Source organism: Rickettsia canadensis str. McKiel (assembly GCF_000014345.1).
In the GTDB taxonomy this organism is placed as follows: Bacteria; Pseudomonadota; Alphaproteobacteria; order Rickettsiales; family Rickettsiaceae; genus Rickettsia; species Rickettsia canadensis.
In genome coordinates this window covers 94,254-114,794 of sequence record NC_009879.1, presented here as the reverse complement: position 1 = coordinate 114,794, position 20,541 = coordinate 94,254, and the positions used below count along the sequence as shown (strand labels likewise).

Sequence of the window (20,541 nt, the reverse complement as noted above, 5' to 3'; positions counted from 1 at the left end):
GCTTGACCACGGTATCAATACTAATACTATTATTGGTTGTTTTTGTATATACCGTGGTCAAGCCACGGTATGACAGTCTTTTTTGACACACTTCCAATCTATAATGTTTTAACTGCTTCATAAAATATAGGTAACCACTTATCCGGATCATTGCCGTATTTCTCTCTAATTTGATCGAGCAATATTACAGTCTCAACTCTGCCAGATAAAACACTAATTATATTATTCATACCGTCTAAATTAACTTTGGCAACTACAGCATCTACTCCTTGTTTTATTAAAAAATAACGTGTAGTAGGATCGGTAGTTTTAATTAAAATATATTCTCGCTGACTTAACATAAATGCACTACGATAAATATCTGTAGCTTTCAAATTAGGTAAAAAAATCTGCGTGGCTGTTTGTTGAATCAACGTATCGCTAATTCTACTTTTTGCGGCATCTTCAACACTCTGCGTAGCAAATATAACAAAAGTATTTAATTTTCTCAACACTTTTAACCAATCTTTGATCTTAGGTGCAAATACTGGATTATCGATTAAAGCCCATGCTTCATCAAGCACTATCATCGTTTTCTGACCATCTAAAGAGATATTAATACGATGGAAAATATATAACAATACCGGTGCAAGACTTATAGGATCTTTAAGTAATTCAGTCATATCAAAACCGAATACTCTTGCTTTTTGTAAATCGATATCATCAATTTCATTGTCAAATATCTTAGCGTGTGAACCTTTACCGACCCACATTGCAATCCTACTTGCCAAACTATTTGGTGTATCAATACCAAGAAATGCTATAACATTACTAAGCCTTCTATCTTTTCTTTCTAATCTAAAATTACCACTTACCGCTTGAGATAAGATTTTATTATCTTGTGCAGTTAAACTTTCACCGTTAGAAGTTACAAGCACACGAAGCCACTCTAAAATAAATGTCCTATTCTCACTAGTATCTTCAAGCTGCAAAGGGTTAAAGTTGCATTTTAAACCTGGGTCAATTACTGTATAAACTCCGTTTAAAGCACGTATAAATATTTCTGCTCCTCGATCTTTATCAAAAAAGAACATACGAGGTTTGAATTTTTGTGCTTCAGCACATAAAAAATTCATAAGAACTGTTTTACCGGCACCTGTTGGACCGATAATTAGAGTATGTCCAACATCCCTTACATGAAAATTAAAATAAAACGGCGTACCTGAAGTAGTATCAAGTACTGTGACATACTCGCCCCAATGATTATCTTTAATTTTACCAAGCGGGTAATTATGCTGCGATGCAAAACTAGCCATATTCAAGGTGTTTATAGTAGATTTACGTACTATATATTCCATATTTCCAGGTAACTGCCCCCAATAACTAGGTTCCATATTAACTTTTTCTCTGACCGGTTGAATTCCTGAATTAGAAAGCTCAACTGATGCCATTGACAATATATCTTCCAAAGCTTTAATACTATTTGCAGAACATAAAAGGGATAAGTGGTGCTCACCAAAACCGATATCACCACTAGTGGCCATATCAAGTGCCGTTGAAATTTCAACAATTTGTGAAGTAGCCTTATCACCTGCTTGTATCATTCGGTTTTGTTGTAATTGCATTTTACCTATTGCTACAGTTCGGTTAGCAAAAACAAAACTTTGAGTCATGACAAATTCAAAAGGCATTTGCAGGAATCCATCAAAAATTCCTGCTGAAGTATTAGGACCATACTCAAGTATACTAATTATTCCCGCATATTTTTTGCCAAGCGGACTTCTTGCTTCAATAGTACGTGAATCAAAAAATAAGCGATGTGTCGGTAAATATTCGTCAATAGTACCGCGCGGTAATGCTATAGGACCGGGTGAATCACCGCAATTAACTAAAGATGAAAGGAATTCTAAAATTTCACAATAATTACCTGACGGCGTTTGACGCACTCCAAGTAATCTTGCTCCGTAACTTCTGAATGTATTAATCACTCTAGTTGACATTTCTTGAAGATTTTCTTTCATTTCTTTCATGTCGTTTTCCCAAGCGATTTTATTAGATTTTTGTCTAAGCTTCTTTAGAAAATACTCAACTATAGCAGCACCACCGGTATCAGGCTTATACAAAATACTAATATATAATTCATTAAAAAACGACTTGCTACCAGCATGTTTTTTACGCCATTCTACACCTAAATAAGTAATAAAATCATTAGGTACTTTTACAGTAGGATCATAAGTAAATTCAGTATCATCAAATATTACTGCTTTACGTCTTCTAATAGTATGGAAATACATAACGATATTTCCCGAAGACATATTTTTAAGTAAGGCATTTCTTATATTCTTCTTAATGTCCAAATCTTCATCATCTGCAGTTTCAAAAGAAAAGCCGTTTATTTTAATAACTTGCAATAACGAATTATCTTTAGTTAAAATGGTATTACTATCCCAATGACATTTATAAGGGATAAAGTGTGAAGTGGGTCTTTCTTGTTTAGACCTGAATTCTTTAGCTGCTCTAGTTCTAAATAACTTCATTACCTCACCTGATTTTAAATATTGTTATTTTATTAGTTATTTCTGAAATGTTGTACTGATGTCATTCCCACGTATCTTCGTTGCGTGGATCACAAAACACATTCGGTGTTATACCTTAGCTTGAACACGGTATCCAAAAAATAACTTGTAGTATATATTTTTATCTGGATCTAGCTCACAAGCTGCAGGATAACAACTGATTTACCGAGCCACGCAACAATGCTTTCCTGGATAGGCAGGCAATGACATCAAACTCAAATACCATAAGAATTTGCTCGGTAGTAAAATTTATTAGGACATTGGCTAGTTCTTGACATTTTATTTAAATATAATTCTATGAACCTTGGTTCTTTAAAACATATAATATAAGCTATCAAATGCAAAGCCGTTGCAATGAATAAAATCATAATACCGTTATTCCAAATAAAGAATATCATCGTCATTATCATATTTAATGCAGCAAACTTAATACTGACTCCAAATATCATCGGCGGTCTAGTTAACCCTACAAATAAAAGATCGGATGCTAATGCTCCTGCCATAAAAAACCTCTCTTAATTTATCACTAATAGCAGATTATGCATTAATTTATATTTATATCAAACATAGTTGACAATATTGAATTTTGTAGTTCACTATTTACAAAATGTACGTAACCGTTTTTAATTAATTCTTCTTTAAGAAAGTTATTCTAACATTGATTTTCAATAAGTTAATATCTCGTATTTTTATATTATACGGCAATGTCTTGGATACCTATACCTATAATATTTCATATGACAATATTAAATGTTCTGCACTTAATGCAGAAGCAATTGTTACTACCTTTAAGTTAACATTTAATAAATGCGTTTTCCTGATCATCATTAGCAAACAGTGCTATTTACAGGTATAATATTATTATCTTCAAAATTTAATAAAATTTCCAGATTAATCATAATAGACTCACTTAAAAACCAATATTTATAACATCATGATTTACATTTTTTGGTGAGATAATTTTTTGCAGTAAATGAGTATCATTACCTAAAATACCAAAAGTCACTTATTTTACTAATTTTTTGACTAAAATTTTCATCTATTTGTGATATTAAAGACGAACTTCGTAAATTAATATGATCACGTACTATATATTTAGGACTACACATCTCAAGTAATCTAACAGATTCAATAAAAGCTGTAAATAATTTATCGTCAATAATAATATAGCAGGTAATTTTAGAACTATTGCTTAATTCTTCAGCTCACTACTTTTAATTATATTCTTAATTAGAGTAATGTTATTTAATAAAGAAATACTATCTACCTTTTGACCTTTGAGGTTTGATGATGCATTTTGCTAAACTAGCTTTAAGTTCTCTTGCACCTTCTTTACTCCTACTACTTACATACATAACATTACATGAGTAGTGTAAAGTTGTAAGAAAATTCTGTGCTTCATCGGTAAGGTTTTTACAATCCGTCACTTTATCAAACTTTGTAAAAATAATTTGAAAACTTCGTTTATTTTTAAGTAATAGCTCAGCTACTTTTTTATCGTTTTCTTTTATACCTCTTCTTGAGTCAATCAATAAGTTAACTAACCTTAAATTATTGCTATTTCGTAAATAATAACTAATTAACACCTCCCACTGTTCTTTGACTGATATAGGGACATTAGCAAAACCATAGCCTGGAAGATCAACTATAATAAGTTTATCTGCAAGGTTAAAGAAATTGATTTGCCCAGTACGCCCCGGAATATTAGAAACTTTAGCAAGATTTTTATTATTACATATAGTGTTAATTAGACTTGATTTGCCAACATTTGATTTACCAATAAAAGCAATTTCTGGTAATAAAAAATTGGGTATTTGATTTATATTCATAGCACCGGCTACAAATTTAGCTTGATAACGAAAAAGCTTGCTGCTATCAGTTGATTTTTTATTATTTATCACTTTCTCATTATTAGTCATAGTTTTTTAATCATCATTGCGGAAAAAATTAGGTTTTGTTGCATAGCTTAGAAAATAGCTAAAATATCATTCTAGCTAAAAGCAGGAATCCAACAAAACATATAAAAAACTTTTTTATATATTTTTTATCAAAAATGTGTATCAATATTAAAATTATTTTTCATTCCGTGAACTTGATCGCGGTATCCAGTTTAAAATACTAAAATTATTAGTATTTTAAGTTGTTCTTGGAACCCGTGGTCTCAAACCACGTGGTAACACACCCAAAAGATTTTACCGATCTACGCAATAACACTAGCGCAAGAATAACATCGATCTATACAATGATGCCGATCAAGAAACTATCATAACTTCTTGGAGTTACCAAGTTGTTTAACAACCTAAAAAATAACTTTACTGAAAATATAAAATATGGTAGCGGGGGCTGGATTTGAACCAACGACCTTCAGGTTATGAGCCTGACGAGCTACCGAACTGCTCCACCCCGCAATAATTGAGAATTAATGACTTTGATACCCGTGTTAACTGTGAATAAATCCACTACTATACGGAACGTTCAGGCTGTCATTCTTACGTAAGACTTGCTTGTGTATACAATCATCATGAGCTAAGCGACTGAAAGAAGTGTAGCAACCAAAAAAACTTAAAAAATGCTAATCTTTAGCATTTTTTAACTGGATTACTTTGTCAATTTACTATTGTAAATTTCCTTGCAATGACGAAAAACTAATCCACACAACAAACATAGCTTTCTTATAATAAATCCAAAAAATGTAAACCTAACTAGCTCCTTTCTTACTACCGAAAGAAAGACCTGAGAATCTTTTATTAAAATCACTAACACTTTTGTTCGATTGATTTACTACATTTCCGGAATCTTTATTCCATGCCGGATGCTTTCTAAAATCAACATCCATTAAAATCTCACCTGTAGGATGAGTTGACATTGTTTTAAAAACATCACTCCCTACTTTAATCAAAAGCTTTTTATATTCTGGATGTATACCACTTTTCATAATGATTTTGCCGTTTTAGTCTGAATTATTTTTTTCTTAATAGCTCTAGCCGCACTAGATAAAACATTATCATCAGCTTTTAGAATATATGCATCAAAACCACCGGCTTTTTCCACTGAACTAATACATCTAGCATTAACCAATAATCTATATGCTCCAGATGTTATATCACTTTTAAACTTAACTGACCTTAAATTAGGCTCAAAACGTCTTCTAGTTTTACGCTGAGAATGTGATACATTATTGCCGTATAAAACCCCCACACCTGTGAGGTCGCACTTACGAGACATAAGCTAAATACCTTATTAAATATACAACAGATAAGAAGTATAAAGTAATGCTACCCTAGTGTCAAGAGGTAATTATGGCCCATTTAGTAAAGAAATAAAGATAGGTACAATGTATTTATACGTGAAATAGGCAAAAGTCAAACCTAAAATAGTACCGATAACTACTATACGAAATTTTGCGGGACTAAAAATTAAAATAATTATTCCAAGAATAATTACTATTTTTATTATATCATCTGCCTTATAAGAACTATTATTTACAGAATAAACATTTAGATTTATACCTAAAAAGATTATTACACATAATAAATTTCTTAACATTTTATACCTCAACAATGTGGATTTAGGACAAATTCTTATCCTCTAATTAAAGTCTATAGGACCGGTAGTTAATCCATTTATAAATTGTTTTAAATAAGGATTATCACTATTACACATTTCATCTTTACTACCGTACCATTTAATCTTTCCTTGATAAATCATAGCTACTTCTTTAGCTATTTTTTTGGCATGAATCATATCGTGAGTTATAGTAATCATAGTTGCCCCAAGTTCCTCTTGTATTTTTATAATTAATTCATTGATAACATTTGCCATTATAGGATCAAGCCCTGTAGTTGGTTCATCAAGAAATAAAATCGATGGTGTACTACAAATAGCCCTAGCAAGTGCGACTCTTTTTTGCATTCCTCCCGATAATTCGGAAGGATAAAGATCAAGTATTCTAGGGGATAACCCAACAGAATTAAGCTTTGCACCGGCAAGGTCATTTTTTTCTTTCTTAGACAATTTTTTAGTCTCAAAAGTAATATTATCACGTACATTTAAGGAGTCAAATAATGCTCCGCCTTGGAATAAAAAGCCTATACTGTCCATAATCTCAAATTTTCGTTTACTTGAGATATCTTGGATTTCTACATTATTAATAAAAATTTTACCTTTATCGGGTTTAATCAGCCCTACTATATTTTTAATTAGAACCGATTTACCGCTACCGGAACCACCTAAAATAACTAATGAGCTGCCATTTTTTACATCCAAATCTATTCCGTCTAATACCTTATGATTAGCAAATGATTTATATAATGACCGAATTTTAATTTTAAATTCTTCTTTTGTACTCATATCTATACTTTAAAAAATAATTCGGTTATTAAATAATTGCTTATTAAGATAAGAATAGAAGAATTTACTACTGCCGAGGTAGTTGCTCTTCCGACTCCCTTAGCACCTTTACCTGAATAATAGCCGCTATAGCAACTTATTATAGAAATAATAAACCCAAAAACTCCTGCTTTAACAAGACCGGAAATTACATCAATCGGCTCTAAATACTGAAAAGTACTGGTTAAATAAGCTGTACTATTAAAACCAAGTTTATATACACCTACCAAATAACCGCCCATAACACCGATTACATCGCCGATTAAAACAAGACAAGGCATTGTAAGCATAGCTGTTATCACTCTTGGGAAAACTAAATATTTAATAGGATCGGTAGATAAAGTATATAAAGCATCTACTTGCTCCGTTACTCTCATTGTTGCTATTTCAGCAGCAATCGATGCTCCAACTCTTCCTGCTACCATTAGTCCAACTAAGACAGGTCCAAGTTCTCTAGTCAGTGATAATACTACTACCGTTGCAATGGAACTTTCAGCTGAAAAACGGGAAAAGCCGTTATAGCTCTGTAATGCAAGTACCGCACCTGAAAAAAAAGTTGTCATAGTAACAACCGGCAAAGAGTAAAACCCGATAAATAATAATTGCCGAATGATTAAACTAAAATATAAAGGTGGTCTTATAATACTGCTAACGGCAGCAAAGCTAAATAGAGAAAAACTGCCTATATTTTGAGCAAACTTTATGGTACGTTTGCCAACTGCATTAGCTATATTTAATAACATTTGTGTATATTGCTATAATTTTAAATGTTTTACTGGATTACCGCTTTCGCAGGAATGACATATAAGGATATACCTTACAAAAACATAACATTTTTAAAAATTATCCGGTATTATAAGCCGGTATAGGAAGATCAACTTCAAAAAGAGCAAGGAGACTACAAGACAAGAAGCGGAGCGTATACTTAATACGTAAGCACTGCGGTACTTGTAGGAAGACACAGCCAATTTTGAAGTTCATCTAGTATATTTTCTTCTATATCGATTACCAAGACTAGTTAATACCTCATACCCGATAGTACCAATAATACTCGCTATTTTATCAGGCGTACAATGATTGCCAATAATTTCCACTTCCTGCCCTAGAAAAATATCAGAAGGTGGTAGATCGGTAACATCAATATTTATCAAATCCATCGATACTCGCCCTACTATAGGAACGCTGCGACCGTTAATAAACACTTTACCTTGATTACTAAAATTACGGCTATATCCGTCGGCATAACCAAGCGGTAATGTTGCAATAACACTATCACGCTTAGTGGTAAAAGTCATATTATAACCGATATGGCTATCTAGTGTCAAATTCTGTAAGTGAATTATGGGGGCTTTTAAGGTTACGGGATTTTGCATCAAAGGGTTAAGACCGTATAAAGCAGCCCCTGGTCTTACTAAATCAAAATGGTAATCCTGCCCTAAAAATATGCCGCCAGAATTAGCAAGACTTGCTTTTATACTTGGGAAATATCGTAAATAAGCTTTAAATTTGTTTAATTGTTCTAGATTATAAGGATTATCTATTTCCTCGGATATAGCTAGATGGCTTATAATATATTGTAAATTTAGTCCTTTTAACAAATCACGATTATTAATTAACTGCTCTATCTCATTAGAGCTTAAGCCGAGACGATTAATCCCGGTATTGAAATGTAAATAACAAGGTAATAATAGGTTTTTCAAATTACCGAATTGTTGCCAAATTTCGATTTGCTTTAAGTTATTTAGAATAGGTATTAAATTATATTCTATAAGCTCTAAAGCATCATGCTCAAAAACACCGTTTAAGACCAAAATATTAACATCTATGCCTAAAGCTTTGCGTACATTAACTCCTTCTTCACTTGAAGCTACAAAAAAATGTCTACAATTTTCTTCTATTAAAGCTTTAGAAATTTGTACTGCTCCAAGACCGTAACCATCAGCTTTAACGACAGCACCGACTAACGAGGTTTTGCAAATATCTTGTAATAAAAAGTAATTATTTTTTATTGCAGATAGATTTATTGCTAGAGTACACAAGCTCATTTATATTTCTTAACTCTTTTAAGATGATAGGCAACACGGATATTATATGAAATTTTGTAGATAAGTCACCTACTTCTGTAGTATCGGTACAAAAATATTATCTATCACTAAATTTTCAATTTTATCTTTAGAATCAACAGAAAGCACTTCATTAGTTATAAAAGCATTAACCGATCAAGCAGAATGTTTTTTTAAAAGATTACTACTTTATCGATTGTTTCGCCACTATCTAATAATATTAAATATACAATTTGTCCCCTGGGCTTTACCTATTATTTCTATCATCTCACAATTATTATTTATATCCCTTTCTGTATTCAGATAAGCTGAATCTATATTTAGTAAATTACTAATTTTTTGCACTCGATCAATACTTTTCCTTTGTCAGCTGCAACGACATTGAAATTGCTAAAAGTTCTTAAAAATGGAATACATAAATATGTAGGCGTAAGATTAGAAACAGGAATATTAAAAAATTGCTCTATTTTATCGGTGTATAAATCAATGGTAATTACATGGTTTACTCAAAACTTCTCTAAACAATCGTCTTAAACCTAGTAGGAATCGTAGATTAATTAAAACCTATATTGCCCTTGCATAACTAAAATAAGGCATTATCAATATTATTTACTTGCACTTTTTTTTGCTGCATCTACTAGCAAGAACAGCTCAATTAGTAGATCGTTCACTGGTTTTGAAGTAGATTGTACTACGATTACATCTTCATTATGAAGCGCTTCTTGAATTTCTACTTTTATTGCGGAATCATTGAAACATGTAATTCTCTACTCAATATATTAATATTTAATGCTATAGCTAAACGAGATACAAGTAGCTCATTACTAACTAACTATTAGGATTTTCATGTGAGTGGGTTATGTTGTTTACCTGCATTGCGATGAAAATTACGAAGTAATTAACGAAGCAATCCAGTAAAAAATGCTATAATCTTTCTGGATTGCCACGCTCCGAGCAAATGCTTACAATGACGTGTTAGTGATGACACCGCATTTAAGAACGACTTTGTAAATTTTGTATTAATTGATCAAAACCTTCATTCTTTAAAGTATTTATAAACTCATCTTGTTGAGCTCCAATAAGACTTACGCCTTCTGTAATTATATCAGAAACTTTAAAAAAACCTTTTCCGTCTTTTTTCATTTCGCGTATTAAATACTCTACTTTAATAGGATCTTGTCCTTTATTACTAATAATATTCATAGCAACCATAAAATCAGTAGAATTTAACGCACGTACTCCTACTATTTTAGGCTTTGCACCTTTATAATCTTTTATTAAATCAGTATAAGCTTTAGTAACATATTTAGAGTAAATTTTTATAAATTCCCTGATTTGTTCATTAGATAAAGTTTTTACTCCATTACGTCCTAAAGTATATCTAGCCATCCAGTTAAAGTCTAAGTTATTGTATATTAACTCACGAGCTTTAGAAATTTTTGCTTCTTGAGATAAACTGCTATTATTTAGTGTAATTGAAGCTTCATTTACTAAATTAGTGATGTAATCGTTTAAACCGGCAGGCACTTTCTCATTAGAATAGGCAGAAAACGTTATAACTAACAGAAATAAACCTGTAATCATTTTGTGCATATAATCCTCTTTTAAGTTAATTTTTAGGTTTAGGACATTTAAAATTCTCAGGATATTGAACCGATGCTTCACGAGCACGATGTAATGCCGATCTAATAGCCACATAAGGGTCAGTAGAATTCTTCATTACATAATCACTAAACGGTAATACAACACACCGATTGTTTATTTTACTAACTACCAATACTCCAAGCTCAAAATCATTACGAGTGTAATACATTAAGGGATTAAGAACATAGTTAGTAAATATCAGATCCGTCATATCTCTTGCATTAGTACTACCGATTATCGGTAACACTAAATAAGGACCCGGAGCTACTCCATAATGCGCAAGAGTATTACCAAAGGTTTGACGATCAGACGGCAAACCTACTTTACCTGCCACGTCAAATAAACCGCCTATACCAAGCGTCGTGTTAATGAGAAACCGCCAAACGCTTTTCATAGTTTTATCGTAATTTAACTGAAGTCCATAATTTACCGCCGTAAGCAGTGTATCAATATTACTAACTAAACTATTAACACGCGCTTTTACATAATCATTCGTGATATTCTTATAACCCACCGCTAAAGGGCGTAATATTATGTAATCTAACGCAGAATTAAATGCAAACACTTTACGGTTAAATTTTTCATATGGATCATAAACTTCTAAACAACCCTTTTCATTTCTTCCACCATTATAATTATATATGTCATTATCAACATATTCAAGATCAGCTCTTGCGAATAATGAGCATAGTATAATAGATAGTATAATTAAAATTCTCATTGATTTATGTTGTTTTCTTACAACAAACAATAATACTATATTTATTGTGTTCCGCTAGTATTATTTCTTCCGAAGTGAATATAGTAAAATTATTTTTTTGTAAAAAATTATTTATTTCATTTAAGTTAAAAATAAATTCTTTGCGTTTTACTGAAAACTGTGTCTTTACAGAAGTAGGTAAACAAAGGGCAAAATACCCTTGTTTACTCAGAGATGAGTATATTAAATTAAAATATTCTACTAAATTGTTAGTAAACGATAATCCGCAAAAATTAAAAATAATATCAAATTTATTAGAGTTTTGACTTAAAAATTTATTGATAGAAATATTATATATTTGATCGTAAATTTTAGTATTTGGATAATATGTTTCTTGTAAAGCATTCATTAAAGCAGAAATTTCTACGCCGGTTAAAGTAAAACTTTCTGGAAAATGTTTTTGTATTTCATAACCTACAAGCCCTATATTACTTCCAAGCTCTAAAATAGAGTAATTATCCGGTACATCAGATATCTGCTTAAGTGCTTCATTAACAAACCTATACGGAAGATTGATATTTTTATCGTTATTAAAAATAGTAGGATAATATTTTGCAGTTAAATCGCGATATTGCACCCAAATTTCTTGAGGTATTTCAGTAATATCATTATAATTTTTCAAAAAATTTATAAATACAGTTTTATATTTTTCATTAGATTTTTCTAAATATTCTATAGCTTGCCTGTAATTATTTTTTAAAAAATAGACCAATCCAAGTTGATAATATACTTTAGAATTATTAGGATTAAAAAATTTATCGACTAGTTTAAACCTAAGCAGTGCATCATTTAAATTACCTCTATATAAATGATCGAGTCCAAGCTGATAATTCGTTTCAGCTATATGAGAGAATTTATATTTACAATCACTGATATAATTTTTAAATTCTAAAATTTTATTTTTAATAAAATTTGGTATATCCATTATAATTAAGCAATCATGTTTGATTTTGTCTTTTATTTTACCGAGCATAGTTTAATTACTAAATTTAATATTACTTATTATAATAAACATATCTTGATAAATTTTTAAATAAAATAATTTTATTGTGATCAAAATTACTGTATTATTGCTTTTATAAACAAGCCTTATTACGTAGCTCAGAAAAACTATGTATGTCATTCCCGCGGAAGCTGGAATTCAGAGAAAAGTGAAACAACTATAACTTATTAATTTTAAAATTTTTAATTACTGGATTCGAACTGTGTAACAAACAAATGTCTAATTAATACAAACTCAAAATATATGTCAATTATTTCTACGAGGCTAAATTCTATAAAGCCGTCACCAACCCTTGCAATCGTAAAAAAAACTCTTGAGCTTAAAAGACTAGGTATTGATATTATTGCACTCGGTGCCGGTGAACCTGATTTTGATACGCCTGATAACATTAAGGAAGCAGCGATTAAAGCTATTAAAGACGGCTTTACCAAATATACTAATGTTGATGGTATGCTAACTTTAAAGCAAGCAATAAAAGACAAGTTCAAACGTGAAAATAATATAGATTACGAACTTGATGAAATAATAGTTAGTGCCGGCGGTAAACAAGTTATATATAATCTGTTTATGGCATCTTTAGATAAAGGGGATGAGGTAATTATTCCCGCTCCTTATTGGGTTTCATATCCTGATATGGTTGCACTTAGCCTAGGAACACCGGTTTTTGTAAATTGTGGAATTGAAAATAATTTTAAATTAAGTGCGGAAGCTTTAGAACCTTTAATTACGGATAAAACTAAGTGGCTTATTATTAACTCTCCAAATAATCCGACAGGGGCGAGTTATAATTTTGAAGAATTAGAAAATATTGCTAAAGTTTTAAGAAAGTATTCCCATGTAAACGTAATGTCGGATGATATTTACGAACATATTACTTTTGATGATTTTAAATTTTATACATTAGCTCAAATAGCACCCGATTTAAAAGAACGAATATTTACTGTAAACGGAGTATCTAAAGCTTATTCTATGACGGGATGGCGTATAGGCTATGGTGTAGGTTCAAAAGCTTTAATTAAAGCAATGACTATTATCCAGTCGCAGAACACCTCAAACCCTTGCTCAATAAGTCAAATGGCTGCTATTGAAGCATTAAACGGTCCTCAAGATTATATAGAAACTAATGCTTTAAGTTTTCAGCAAAAGCGTGACCTTGCTTTATCAATTTTGAAAAGAGTAAAATATTTTGAGTGCTATAAGCCGGAAGGTGCGTTTTACTTATTTATTAAATGCGATAAAATATTTGGACATAAAACTAAGTTAGCAAAAATTATTACAAATAGTAATGATTTTGCCGAATATTTACTTGAAGAAGCAAAAGTTGCCGTAGTACCGGGCATTGCTTTCGGCTTAGAGGGGTATTTTAGAATTTCTTATGCTACTTCTATGACAGAGCTAGAAGAAGCTTGCCTTAGAATTGAGAGAGCGATCAATGTCATTCCCACGAATACGGGAATCCAGTAAAACTAAGATTATTTTTTTAGATTCCCACCTTCGCTGGAATGAGATTGAGAAAAGTTAAACCAACAAAAAAAATAATGTGGAAAGCTTTTAAAAAACTTTTAAAACGTAACAGATGCGTACTTAGTATAATTACTATTTTACTATATTGGTACTTGCGTTTTGTTTACCTTACTTCAAGACAGAAATTTATATTCTACGATAACGGTAATAAGGCAAAATTCCTAAACGAACAAGGTGTAATCTTTGTATTTTGGCATAATATGCTTGCTTTGAGTCCGGCTATGTTTATAGGACATAGAAATATCTATGCTTTAATATCGCCCCATTTAGACGGGGAAATTTTAAACAATCTAGTAGGAAAATTCGGTTGCAGAGTTATAGTAGGTTCTACTAATAAAAATCCAATTGCAGCTTTACGCAATATTATAGGCAACCTATCTCAAGGTGCAAATATAATAGTCACGCCGGACGGTCCTAAAGGACCGGTATATAAAGTCAATAGCAGAATTACCGAAATTGCTTATAGATATAATAAAAAAGTTATTCCAATAATCAGTAGTACCTCTAAATGTTTTAGACTAAACAGTTGGGATAAATTAATAATACCCCTACCATTTGGTACTATTAAAATCATAGTTGGCTCACCTTTAGAACTCACAAATGATAAAATACAAAATCATATAAACCTTGAAAAACAATTAGCAAGTTTAACAGAGAGCTTAAAGGAATGATGCTATTATATTACACTTTAAGCTTTATATTATTACCTGTTTACTTTATCATAATTCTTATTCGTTTACTAATAGGTAAAGAAGATATAAAACGTATACAAGAACGTTTTGCTATCGGAAAGCATAGACAAAATAGCTCTTTCTTAGTATGGATTCATGCAGCTAGCATTGGTGAATCTATGACAGCTTTAACATTAATACATAATATAAGTAAACGCTACCCTGATGTGCGTTTTCTAGTAACTTCTTGGACACAAGCTTCTGCTAAAATATTAAGTACTAAGTTACCTAAAATAGCTACTCATCAATTCTTACCAATAGATAATATTATTGTTACTAGAAAATTTTTAAGAAATTGGCAACCTAATTTAGGTATTTTTATAGAATCGGAATTATGGCCGTGTACTATTAATGAGGGAGCTAAACAGTGTAAATTACTACTAGTAAATGCTCGTATTTCTGATAAATCATTTAAAGCTTGGCAAAAAAGAAAAAGCTTTTTTCAGCTTATCCTCAAAAATTTCAGTAAAATTATCGTACAAAGCGAGCGTGACTTACAAAAATTCAACAAACTTGGAGTATCAGATGCAATTAACCTAGGAAATATTAAATTCGCTAATGAAAAACTTCCGGTCAATCAAGAAGAGTTATCAAAATTAAGCTTACATTTAAACAATAGGCGAGTTGTAGTATTTGCTAGCACTCACATGGAAGACGAAGAACTTATTTTACCTATAATTAAAAGCTTAAAAGAGCAGTTTTTAGATTGTTATGTTATCTTAATTCCAAGACATCCTGAACGAGTTAAATCAATTATTGATAACTGTAAGTCACATAATTTATCCTCTACCGCTAAGTCGCAAAATGATTCACCGGTATTAAGCGATGATCTTTATATAGTTGATAGATTCGGTGAAATGGGACTGTTTTTTTCCGTAGCTACAATTTCTTTTATAGGTGGTTCTTTTAAACAAGGCGGACATAATATTTTAGAAGCAGCATATTTCTCTAATTGTATTATATTTGGTCCCGATATGAGTAAAAACACCGATATCGCTAAAGACATACTGCAACATAAAGCTGCTATCCAAATCAAAAACGGTGAGGATTTACTAACTAAACTACAATATTTACTTAGTTCTAATAATTCTCTAGAACTTAAAATTTATCGTGAAAATGCTTTAAAATTTGTTGAGAACAACCAGAAAGTCCTATATGAATATTTGAAAGTAATTACAAAGTTTCTGTGATAGTGAATGTGAGTTAATAATAATAGTAGTCAGTTGCATAGCATCATATGAAGGAGTAAAATTTCTAGGAAAAGCTACTATAGAAGAAGACAAAATGGCAATAAAAGGAAGTAAAAGCCGATAAAGACTATAGCGAATACTTATAAATTTACAAGGGAGATATCGAAATTGTAGAGGATGGTAATATTCTAGAAAAAGAACCGGAGCCTAGTGCATCTACCTACTAAACCTCAAGAAAATACTATTTTTTCTAAGAGAGAAAAAGTAAAAGAATAGATTGGAAAAGGAGTAAAAAGAAGTAAATCAGCTAGCATAACAAGTGCTTATAAATTAACTAGTAGATCACAGAAATAGTGAACCCTGATGAGACAGGTAAACAAAAAGTTATGATTACAACTCCTAAAACCAACAATGCAATATATTATATATATCTTATACAATGATCCTAGGTATTAATTAGAAGCAGACTTATGGATAAGTACGTGAAAAGATATTATAAACATAATAATATTCTACTAAAATACAAGTTTAAAGTTTAATAACAAGATTATTGAAGTTACGGCTTATAGAAAGCTTACTTTTACCAATACTGTAAATCTAGGTAGTTCATTTCAATACAAATTAGCTTTACAAAAATGCTCATCGGTACTTTGTCATATTCATCATTATCTGGTGTTAATCGACTATAACAACAAACTATATATTTACCAGTAAATAGCAGACATTATGAGCATTTCACTCAAAAAATTTATGAAAATAAAGGAGTATTAGAAATAGGACATACTAACCCTGCGTATCATAAGAAGATATATATGATCAATAATTAAGACTTATTGTATTAAGCTGAAGATAACTTGAGAAGTTTATGTTATTGCGAGGAAAAATTGTAAGTTTTGACGAAGCAATCCAGTAAAAATGATAGCATTTCTTATTATTTTTGCTAGATTGCCACACTCCTTTTAGTTCCTTAGCTCTTGATCTTAACGGTGGCTTGACACAAATATTAACCCTGTGTAATAGCTGTTACTTCATCGGCAAAGTTTTTTTCTTCGTGTTCTATACCTTCACCAAGTTCATATCTAATAAATTTGGTAATTTTAATTTCTGCACCGAGTTCTTTTTCAGTATTTTTAATTACTTCTGCAACGGTAAGTCTAGGCTCAAACAAGAACCCTTGTTGAAGTAATACAACTTCTGAGAAAAATTTACGTATTCTACCTTCTACCATTTTTTCTATAATATTATAGGGCTTTCCTTCTTCTTTAGATTTCTCAAAGAATATTTTTCTCTCACGCTCCACGAGTACTTGATCCAAACTTGAATCATCTATACTTTGTGGATTATTTCCTGCTACATGAACTGCAATTTGTTTAGCTAAAGCTTCTAGTTTCGTTTTATCTTTTGCCTTAGACTCTAGACCTACCAATACAGAAATTTTTCCTAAATTTGGTACAACTTCATTATGTACGTACGAGCCGATTGCTCCTTCGGATATTTCTAATATATCCATACGACGTAATGTTAAATTTTCACCGATTGTAGCAATATTTTCTATAATACCTTCTTCAACTGATTTACTGTTCAACATTTTAGATGTTTTTAACTTGTCTATAGTTTTTGCAACTACTGCAAGGTTCACAATATTCTTAACTAAATCCTGGAACTGCTCATTTCTAGCAACAAAATCCGTTTCAGAATTTACTTCAATGACTACTCCGGTGAGTCCTTCAACTTTTGCAGCTGTTAAGCCTTCAGAAGTAATACGTCCGGCTTTCTTTACAGCAGCAGCTAGACCTTTTTTACGAAGAAAATCTATAGCCTCTTCAAAATTACCTCTAGTTTCTATTAATGCATTTTTGCAGTCCATCATACCTGCACCGGTTTTTTCTCTTAATGCTTTAACCACTACAGCACTTATATTTACTTCACTCATATTCACTTAATCTCCATTTAATTATGCATTTTCAGAATTTTTATTTTTATCGGCATCATTTAATGCTTGCTCAAATTCTGTATTTGTCTCTTCATCAATATTTTTCATTTTAGAGAATTTTTTAGTTTGTTTTAATTTAGAAACACTTTTAGAAGTTAACGCCTTATCTGTATGTTCCTGTATAGCACCCATATCAACTCCTGAAGCTTTCATTGATTCTGCAAGTCCTTGTAATGCTGCATCCGCAAATAAACTACAATAAAGTCTTATTGATCTTATAGAATCATCATTACCAGGAATCGGATAATCCACATTATCAGGATTAGAATTAGTATCGACTACTGCCACTATAGGGACATTAAGCTTTACCGCTTCATTAATTGCTATATGCTCTTTATTAGTGTCAATAACTACTAGAAGATCAGGTTTAGAATTAAGATTTCTAATACCAGCAAGAGATAAAAGTAATTTATCTTTCTTACGACTCATATCAAGTATCTCTTTCTTAGTATAGCCCATAAGTGCTTCTTCGTTTCCTAAGGTTTTTTCTAACTTATTTAATTTTTCTATTGAACCCGCAATAGTTTTCCAGTTAGTTAGCATACCACCAAGCCATCTATGATTTACATAATATTGCCCGCATTTTTCAGCATATTCCGCTATAATATCACTGGCCTGTATTTTAGTACTTACAAATAATATTTTACCGTCTTTTTTTACGGTTTCATATATTGCATTCAAAGCAACACTCATTAAAACGGCACTTTGTCTTAAATCGATTATATGAACATCATCACGTTCACCATATATATAAGACCCCATTTTAGGATTCCAGCGTGAGGTCTTATGACCAAAATGCACGCCCGCATCCAATAATTCTTTAATGTTAACAGATGGTATTTTTGACATTTTTACATTCTCCTAATTGTTAGTTTATACCTCCGTAAGATGCTCATACCAATGAACTAACTTATATCTTACGTGTGAACTTTGCTTATTTAGGTCTAGGATGTCATTACCCGCGTAGGCGAAAATTCAGAAAAACATATAAAAAACTTGTTTTTGTATGTTTATTTTATCAAAAATGTACTTAATATTAATGTTATTTTTTCTGAACTCCACCTACACGGGAATGACATAGATAGACTTAAAGTCTCATTCTCATAAGCCTACAAATTATATAAGCATAATGCGTAATTTACAAGCTTTTATCCTTTTCGCCAGATAGTACCGTCAGGCTTATCTTCTAGGACTATTTGTTGTTCTAATAATTGATTACGAATTTGATCGGCTAATAACCAATTTTTTTGTTTTTTTGCTTCTAAACGTTTATTTACAAGCTCATTTATATATAGTTCATTCACACCACTATTAAACCATTCATGTGGAGTCTTATTCATTAAACCAATAAAATTAGCACAAGTAATAAGGTTAGATGCATTAAACTTTTTTTCCTCTTCAGTTGTAGAAGTAAATACCCCTCTAGCATAGTCATTAATTATTTTTACGGCAAGTGGTGTATTCATATCATCAAGTAAGCTTTGCATAAAATCATTAGGTATGATATCTATTTTTTGTAAATTAATATTTACTATAGCTCTATACCAATAATCTAAAGTTTTCTTAGCATCTTCTATAGCTTTATCATTATAATCAAGGGGACGTCTATAGTGACTACTTAATAAAAATAATCTTATTACTTCTCCTGAAATTTCTTTGTCCATTAAGTCCCTGACGGTAATAAAATTACCAAGGGATTTACTCATTTTTTCGCCGTTAACCGTTAAAAAACCATGATGTACCCAATATTTAGCATAGGTAGAACTTGGGAACGCACATCTACTTTGCGCAATTTCATTAGTATGATGTGGAAAGATTAAATCTGCTCCGCCACCGTGAATATCAAAATTCTCACCTAAATATTTATAACTCATGGCTGAACATTCAATATGCCATCCAGGGCGACCAAGTCCCCAAGGACTGTCAAAATTCATATTTGCGGATTCATTTGGCTTTGCCGGTTTCCATAATACAAAATCCTGTGGATGCTTTTTAGTTTTACTATTTTCTACACGTACTCCCTCAAACATTTCCTCTAAATTTCGGTTAGATAATTCTGTATAATTCGGAGCCGATAAAACATTAAAATATACATGCTTATCAGCAATATATGCATGTTTTTTTGCTATTAAGCGCTCTATTATTTCAATCATTATATCAATATGCTCTGTAGCTTTCGGCTCAATACTCGGGAGCTTGCAACCTAAATATTCCATATTTATATGAAACTCTTGTGTAACTTTATCAGTCAACTCATTAATAGTACTGCCAAGTAGTTCAGCTCTATCGATAATTTTATCATCAACATCGGTAATATTACGTATATATTTTACTGCTGTACTTCCGAATATTTTTATCAGTATACGATAAAGTAAATCATATACCGCTGCCGATCTACTATTGCCTATATGAGGATTATCGTAAACAGTCGGTCCACACACATACATTTTTACGTTAGCCTGATCTTGAGGTCTAAAAAGCTCTTTAGTGCGAGTAAGCGTGTTATATAAATGAAATTGAATTTGCATATTTTATTTACCGAAAACTAAATTACTATTGCATACAATATATTAATCACACTTAGCTAAAAAATTTATTAGTTAATGAAAATTAGTAATTAATATTTTACATAAGTTAATAAATATTATATTATTCGCCTCGTTTATTAAAAATAATAATAACTAATTGA

19 protein-coding genes, 1 tRNA gene and 1 pseudogene are annotated in these 20,541 nt (G+C 31.2%); 3 read left to right on the top strand and 18 right to left on the bottom strand.

The features are described 5' to 3' along the window. Positions 1–98 precede the first annotated feature (98 nt). The 15 genes and pseudogenes from A1E_RS00475 to A1E_RS00415 form a co-directional block, all read right to left on the bottom strand. Positions 99–2,516, bottom strand: coding sequence for a VirB4 family type IV secretion/conjugal transfer ATPase (locus tag A1E_RS00475; RefSeq protein ID WP_012148251.1), 2,418 nt, complete (start codon positions 2,514–2,516; stop codon positions 99–101). Between the two features lie 254 nt (positions 2,517–2,770). After that, on the bottom strand, positions 2,771–3,058 hold the full coding sequence (locus tag A1E_RS00470; RefSeq protein ID WP_012148250.1) for a VirB3 family type IV secretion system protein: 288 nt from the start codon (positions 3,056–3,058) through the stop codon (positions 2,771–2,773). A 41-nt stretch (positions 3,059–3,099) separates the two neighbouring features. Next, positions 3,100–3,759 (bottom strand): annotated as a pseudogene (locus tag A1E_RS07365) (acetylglutamate kinase). Between the two features lie 55 nt (positions 3,760–3,814). Beyond that, the gene (gene yihA / locus A1E_RS00465) at positions 3,815–4,474 is read right to left on the bottom strand and encodes a ribosome biogenesis GTP-binding protein YihA/YsxC (RefSeq protein ID WP_012148248.1); all 660 of its coding nucleotides are present in this window, start codon (positions 4,472–4,474) and stop codon (positions 3,815–3,817) included. Between the two features lie 412 nt (positions 4,475–4,886). Next, a tRNA-Met gene (locus A1E_RS00460) sits at positions 4,887–4,963 on the bottom strand. A 290-nt stretch (positions 4,964–5,253) separates the two neighbouring features. After that, entirely contained in the window at positions 5,254–5,490 is a 237-nt protein-coding gene (gene rpmE, locus A1E_RS00455) for a 50S ribosomal protein L31 (RefSeq protein WP_012148247.1), read from the bottom strand. Next, on the bottom strand, positions 5,487–5,780 hold the full coding sequence (gene rpmB / locus A1E_RS00450) for a 50S ribosomal protein L28 (protein WP_012148246.1): 294 nt from the start codon (positions 5,778–5,780) through the stop codon (positions 5,487–5,489). The genes rpmE and rpmB overlap by 4 nt, the downstream gene beginning before the upstream one ends. A gap of 72 nt (positions 5,781–5,852) precedes the next feature. After that, on the bottom strand, positions 5,853–6,101 hold the full coding sequence (locus A1E_RS00445; RefSeq protein WP_012148245.1) for a DUF5510 family protein: 249 nt from the start codon (positions 6,099–6,101) through the stop codon (positions 5,853–5,855). 42 nt (positions 6,102–6,143) lie between these two features. Beyond that, the gene (locus A1E_RS00440) at positions 6,144–6,905 is read right to left on the bottom strand and encodes an ABC transporter ATP-binding protein (protein ID WP_012148244.1); all 762 of its coding nucleotides are present in this window, start codon (positions 6,903–6,905) and stop codon (positions 6,144–6,146) included. 2 nt (positions 6,906–6,907) lie between these two features. Then, entirely contained in the window at positions 6,908–7,687 is a 780-nt protein-coding gene (locus A1E_RS00435; RefSeq protein ID WP_012148243.1) for an MlaE family ABC transporter permease, read from the bottom strand. A gap of 234 nt (positions 7,688–7,921) precedes the next feature. Then, positions 7,922–8,989 carry an alanine racemase gene (locus A1E_RS00430; RefSeq protein ID WP_012148242.1) on the bottom strand — a complete coding sequence of 356 codons (1,068 nt, stop codon included), beginning with the start codon at positions 8,987–8,989 and terminating at the stop codon, positions 7,922–7,924. Positions 8,990–9,612: 623 nt separating this feature from the next. After that, positions 9,613–9,735, bottom strand: a complete 123-nt coding sequence (locus A1E_RS06710; RefSeq protein WP_330932946.1) for a ribose-phosphate pyrophosphokinase-like domain-containing protein — start codon at positions 9,733–9,735, stop codon at positions 9,613–9,615. A 265-nt stretch (positions 9,736–10,000) separates the two neighbouring features. After that, the gene (locus A1E_RS00425; RefSeq protein WP_041405216.1) at positions 10,001–10,600 is read right to left on the bottom strand and encodes an MlaC/ttg2D family ABC transporter substrate-binding protein; all 600 of its coding nucleotides are present in this window, start codon (positions 10,598–10,600) and stop codon (positions 10,001–10,003) included. Positions 10,601–10,616: 16 nt separating this feature from the next. Continuing rightward, a complete protein-coding gene (locus A1E_RS00420; protein WP_041405262.1) occupies positions 10,617–11,372 on the bottom strand; it encodes an MlaA family lipoprotein in 756 nt (251 codons plus the stop codon). 4 nt (positions 11,373–11,376) lie between these two features. Then, positions 11,377–12,384 carry a methyltransferase domain-containing protein gene (locus tag A1E_RS00415; protein WP_012148239.1) on the bottom strand — a complete coding sequence of 336 codons (1,008 nt, stop codon included), beginning with the start codon at positions 12,382–12,384 and terminating at the stop codon, positions 11,377–11,379. A gap of 273 nt (positions 12,385–12,657) precedes the next feature. Here A1E_RS00415 and A1E_RS00410 point away from each other — a divergent pair, with 273 nt between their 5' ends. The 3 genes from A1E_RS00410 to waaA all read left to right on the top strand — a co-directional run bounded on the left by A1E_RS00410 (position 12,658) and on the right by waaA (position 15,859). After that, positions 12,658–13,878, top strand: a complete 1,221-nt coding sequence (locus tag A1E_RS00410; RefSeq protein WP_012148238.1) for a pyridoxal phosphate-dependent aminotransferase — start codon at positions 12,658–12,660, stop codon at positions 13,876–13,878. Positions 13,879–13,952: 74 nt separating this feature from the next. Next, on the top strand, positions 13,953–14,609 hold the full coding sequence (locus A1E_RS00405) for a lysophospholipid acyltransferase family protein (RefSeq protein WP_012148237.1): 657 nt from the start codon (positions 13,953–13,955) through the stop codon (positions 14,607–14,609). Then, positions 14,606–15,859 carry a lipid IV(A) 3-deoxy-D-manno-octulosonic acid transferase gene (gene waaA / locus A1E_RS00400; RefSeq protein WP_012148236.1) on the top strand — a complete coding sequence of 418 codons (1,254 nt, stop codon included), beginning with the start codon at positions 14,606–14,608 and terminating at the stop codon, positions 15,857–15,859. The genes A1E_RS00405 and waaA overlap by 4 nt, the downstream gene beginning before the upstream one ends. Before the next feature lie 1,003 nt (positions 15,860–16,862). Here waaA and tsf read toward each other — a convergent pair. From tsf to cysS, 3 genes are all read right to left on the bottom strand, one after another. Beyond that, entirely contained in the window at positions 16,863–17,792 is a 930-nt protein-coding gene (gene tsf, locus A1E_RS00395) for a translation elongation factor Ts (RefSeq protein ID WP_012148235.1), read from the bottom strand. 21 nt (positions 17,793–17,813) lie between these two features. Next, positions 17,814–18,701, bottom strand: coding sequence for a 30S ribosomal protein S2 (gene rpsB, locus A1E_RS00390; protein ID WP_012148234.1), 888 nt, complete (start codon positions 18,699–18,701; stop codon positions 17,814–17,816). Between the two features lie 299 nt (positions 18,702–19,000). Next, complete coding sequence (gene cysS, locus A1E_RS00385; RefSeq protein WP_012148233.1) at positions 19,001–20,380, bottom strand: cysteine--tRNA ligase; 1,380 nt, start codon at positions 20,378–20,380, stop codon at positions 19,001–19,003. Positions 20,381–20,541 lie beyond the last annotated feature (161 nt).

Excerpts from the sequence above, each read along its gene's own strand:
- A1E_RS00475 (WP_012148251.1), bottom strand. The coding sequence starts at position 2,516 with ATGAAGTTATTTAGAACTAGAGCAGCTAAAGAATTCAGGTCTAAACAA.
- A1E_RS00470 (WP_012148250.1), bottom strand. The coding sequence starts at position 3,058 with ATGGCAGGAGCATTAGCATCCGATCTTTTATTTGTAGGGTTAACTAGA.
- yihA (WP_012148248.1), bottom strand. The coding sequence starts at position 4,474 with ATGACTAATAATGAGAAAGTGATAAATAATAAAAAATCAACTGATAGC.
- rpmE (WP_012148247.1), bottom strand. The coding sequence starts at position 5,490 with ATGAAAAGTGGTATACATCCAGAATATAAAAAGCTTTTGATTAAAGTA.
- rpmB (WP_012148246.1), bottom strand. The coding sequence starts at position 5,780 with ATGTCTCGTAAGTGCGACCTCACAGGTGTGGGGGTTTTATACGGCAAT.
- A1E_RS00445 (WP_012148245.1), bottom strand. The coding sequence starts at position 6,101 with ATGTTAAGAAATTTATTATGTGTAATAATCTTTTTAGGTATAAATCTA.
- A1E_RS00440 (WP_012148244.1), bottom strand. The coding sequence starts at position 6,905 with ATGAGTACAAAAGAAGAATTTAAAATTAAAATTCGGTCATTATATAAA.
- A1E_RS00435 (WP_012148243.1), bottom strand. The coding sequence starts at position 7,687 with ATGTTATTAAATATAGCTAATGCAGTTGGCAAACGTACCATAAAGTTT.
- A1E_RS00430 (WP_012148242.1), bottom strand. The coding sequence starts at position 8,989 with ATGAGCTTGTGTACTCTAGCAATAAATCTATCTGCAATAAAAAATAAT.
- A1E_RS00425 (WP_041405216.1), bottom strand. The coding sequence starts at position 10,600 with ATGCACAAAATGATTACAGGTTTATTTCTGTTAGTTATAACGTTTTCT.
- A1E_RS00420 (WP_041405262.1), bottom strand. The coding sequence starts at position 11,372 with ATGAGAATTTTAATTATACTATCTATTATACTATGCTCATTATTCGCA.
- A1E_RS00415 (WP_012148239.1), bottom strand. The coding sequence starts at position 12,384 with ATGCTCGGTAAAATAAAAGACAAAATCAAACATGATTGCTTAATTATA.
- A1E_RS00410 (WP_012148238.1), top strand. The coding sequence starts at position 12,658 with ATGTCAATTATTTCTACGAGGCTAAATTCTATAAAGCCGTCACCAACC.
- A1E_RS00405 (WP_012148237.1), top strand. The coding sequence starts at position 13,953 with ATGTGGAAAGCTTTTAAAAAACTTTTAAAACGTAACAGATGCGTACTT.
- waaA (WP_012148236.1), top strand. The coding sequence starts at position 14,606 with ATGATGCTATTATATTACACTTTAAGCTTTATATTATTACCTGTTTAC.
- tsf (WP_012148235.1), bottom strand. The coding sequence starts at position 17,792 with ATGAGTGAAGTAAATATAAGTGCTGTAGTGGTTAAAGCATTAAGAGAA.
- rpsB (WP_012148234.1), bottom strand. The coding sequence starts at position 18,701 with ATGTCAAAAATACCATCTGTTAACATTAAAGAATTATTGGATGCGGGC.
- cysS (WP_012148233.1), bottom strand. The coding sequence starts at position 20,380 with ATGCAAATTCAATTTCATTTATATAACACGCTTACTCGCACTAAAGAG.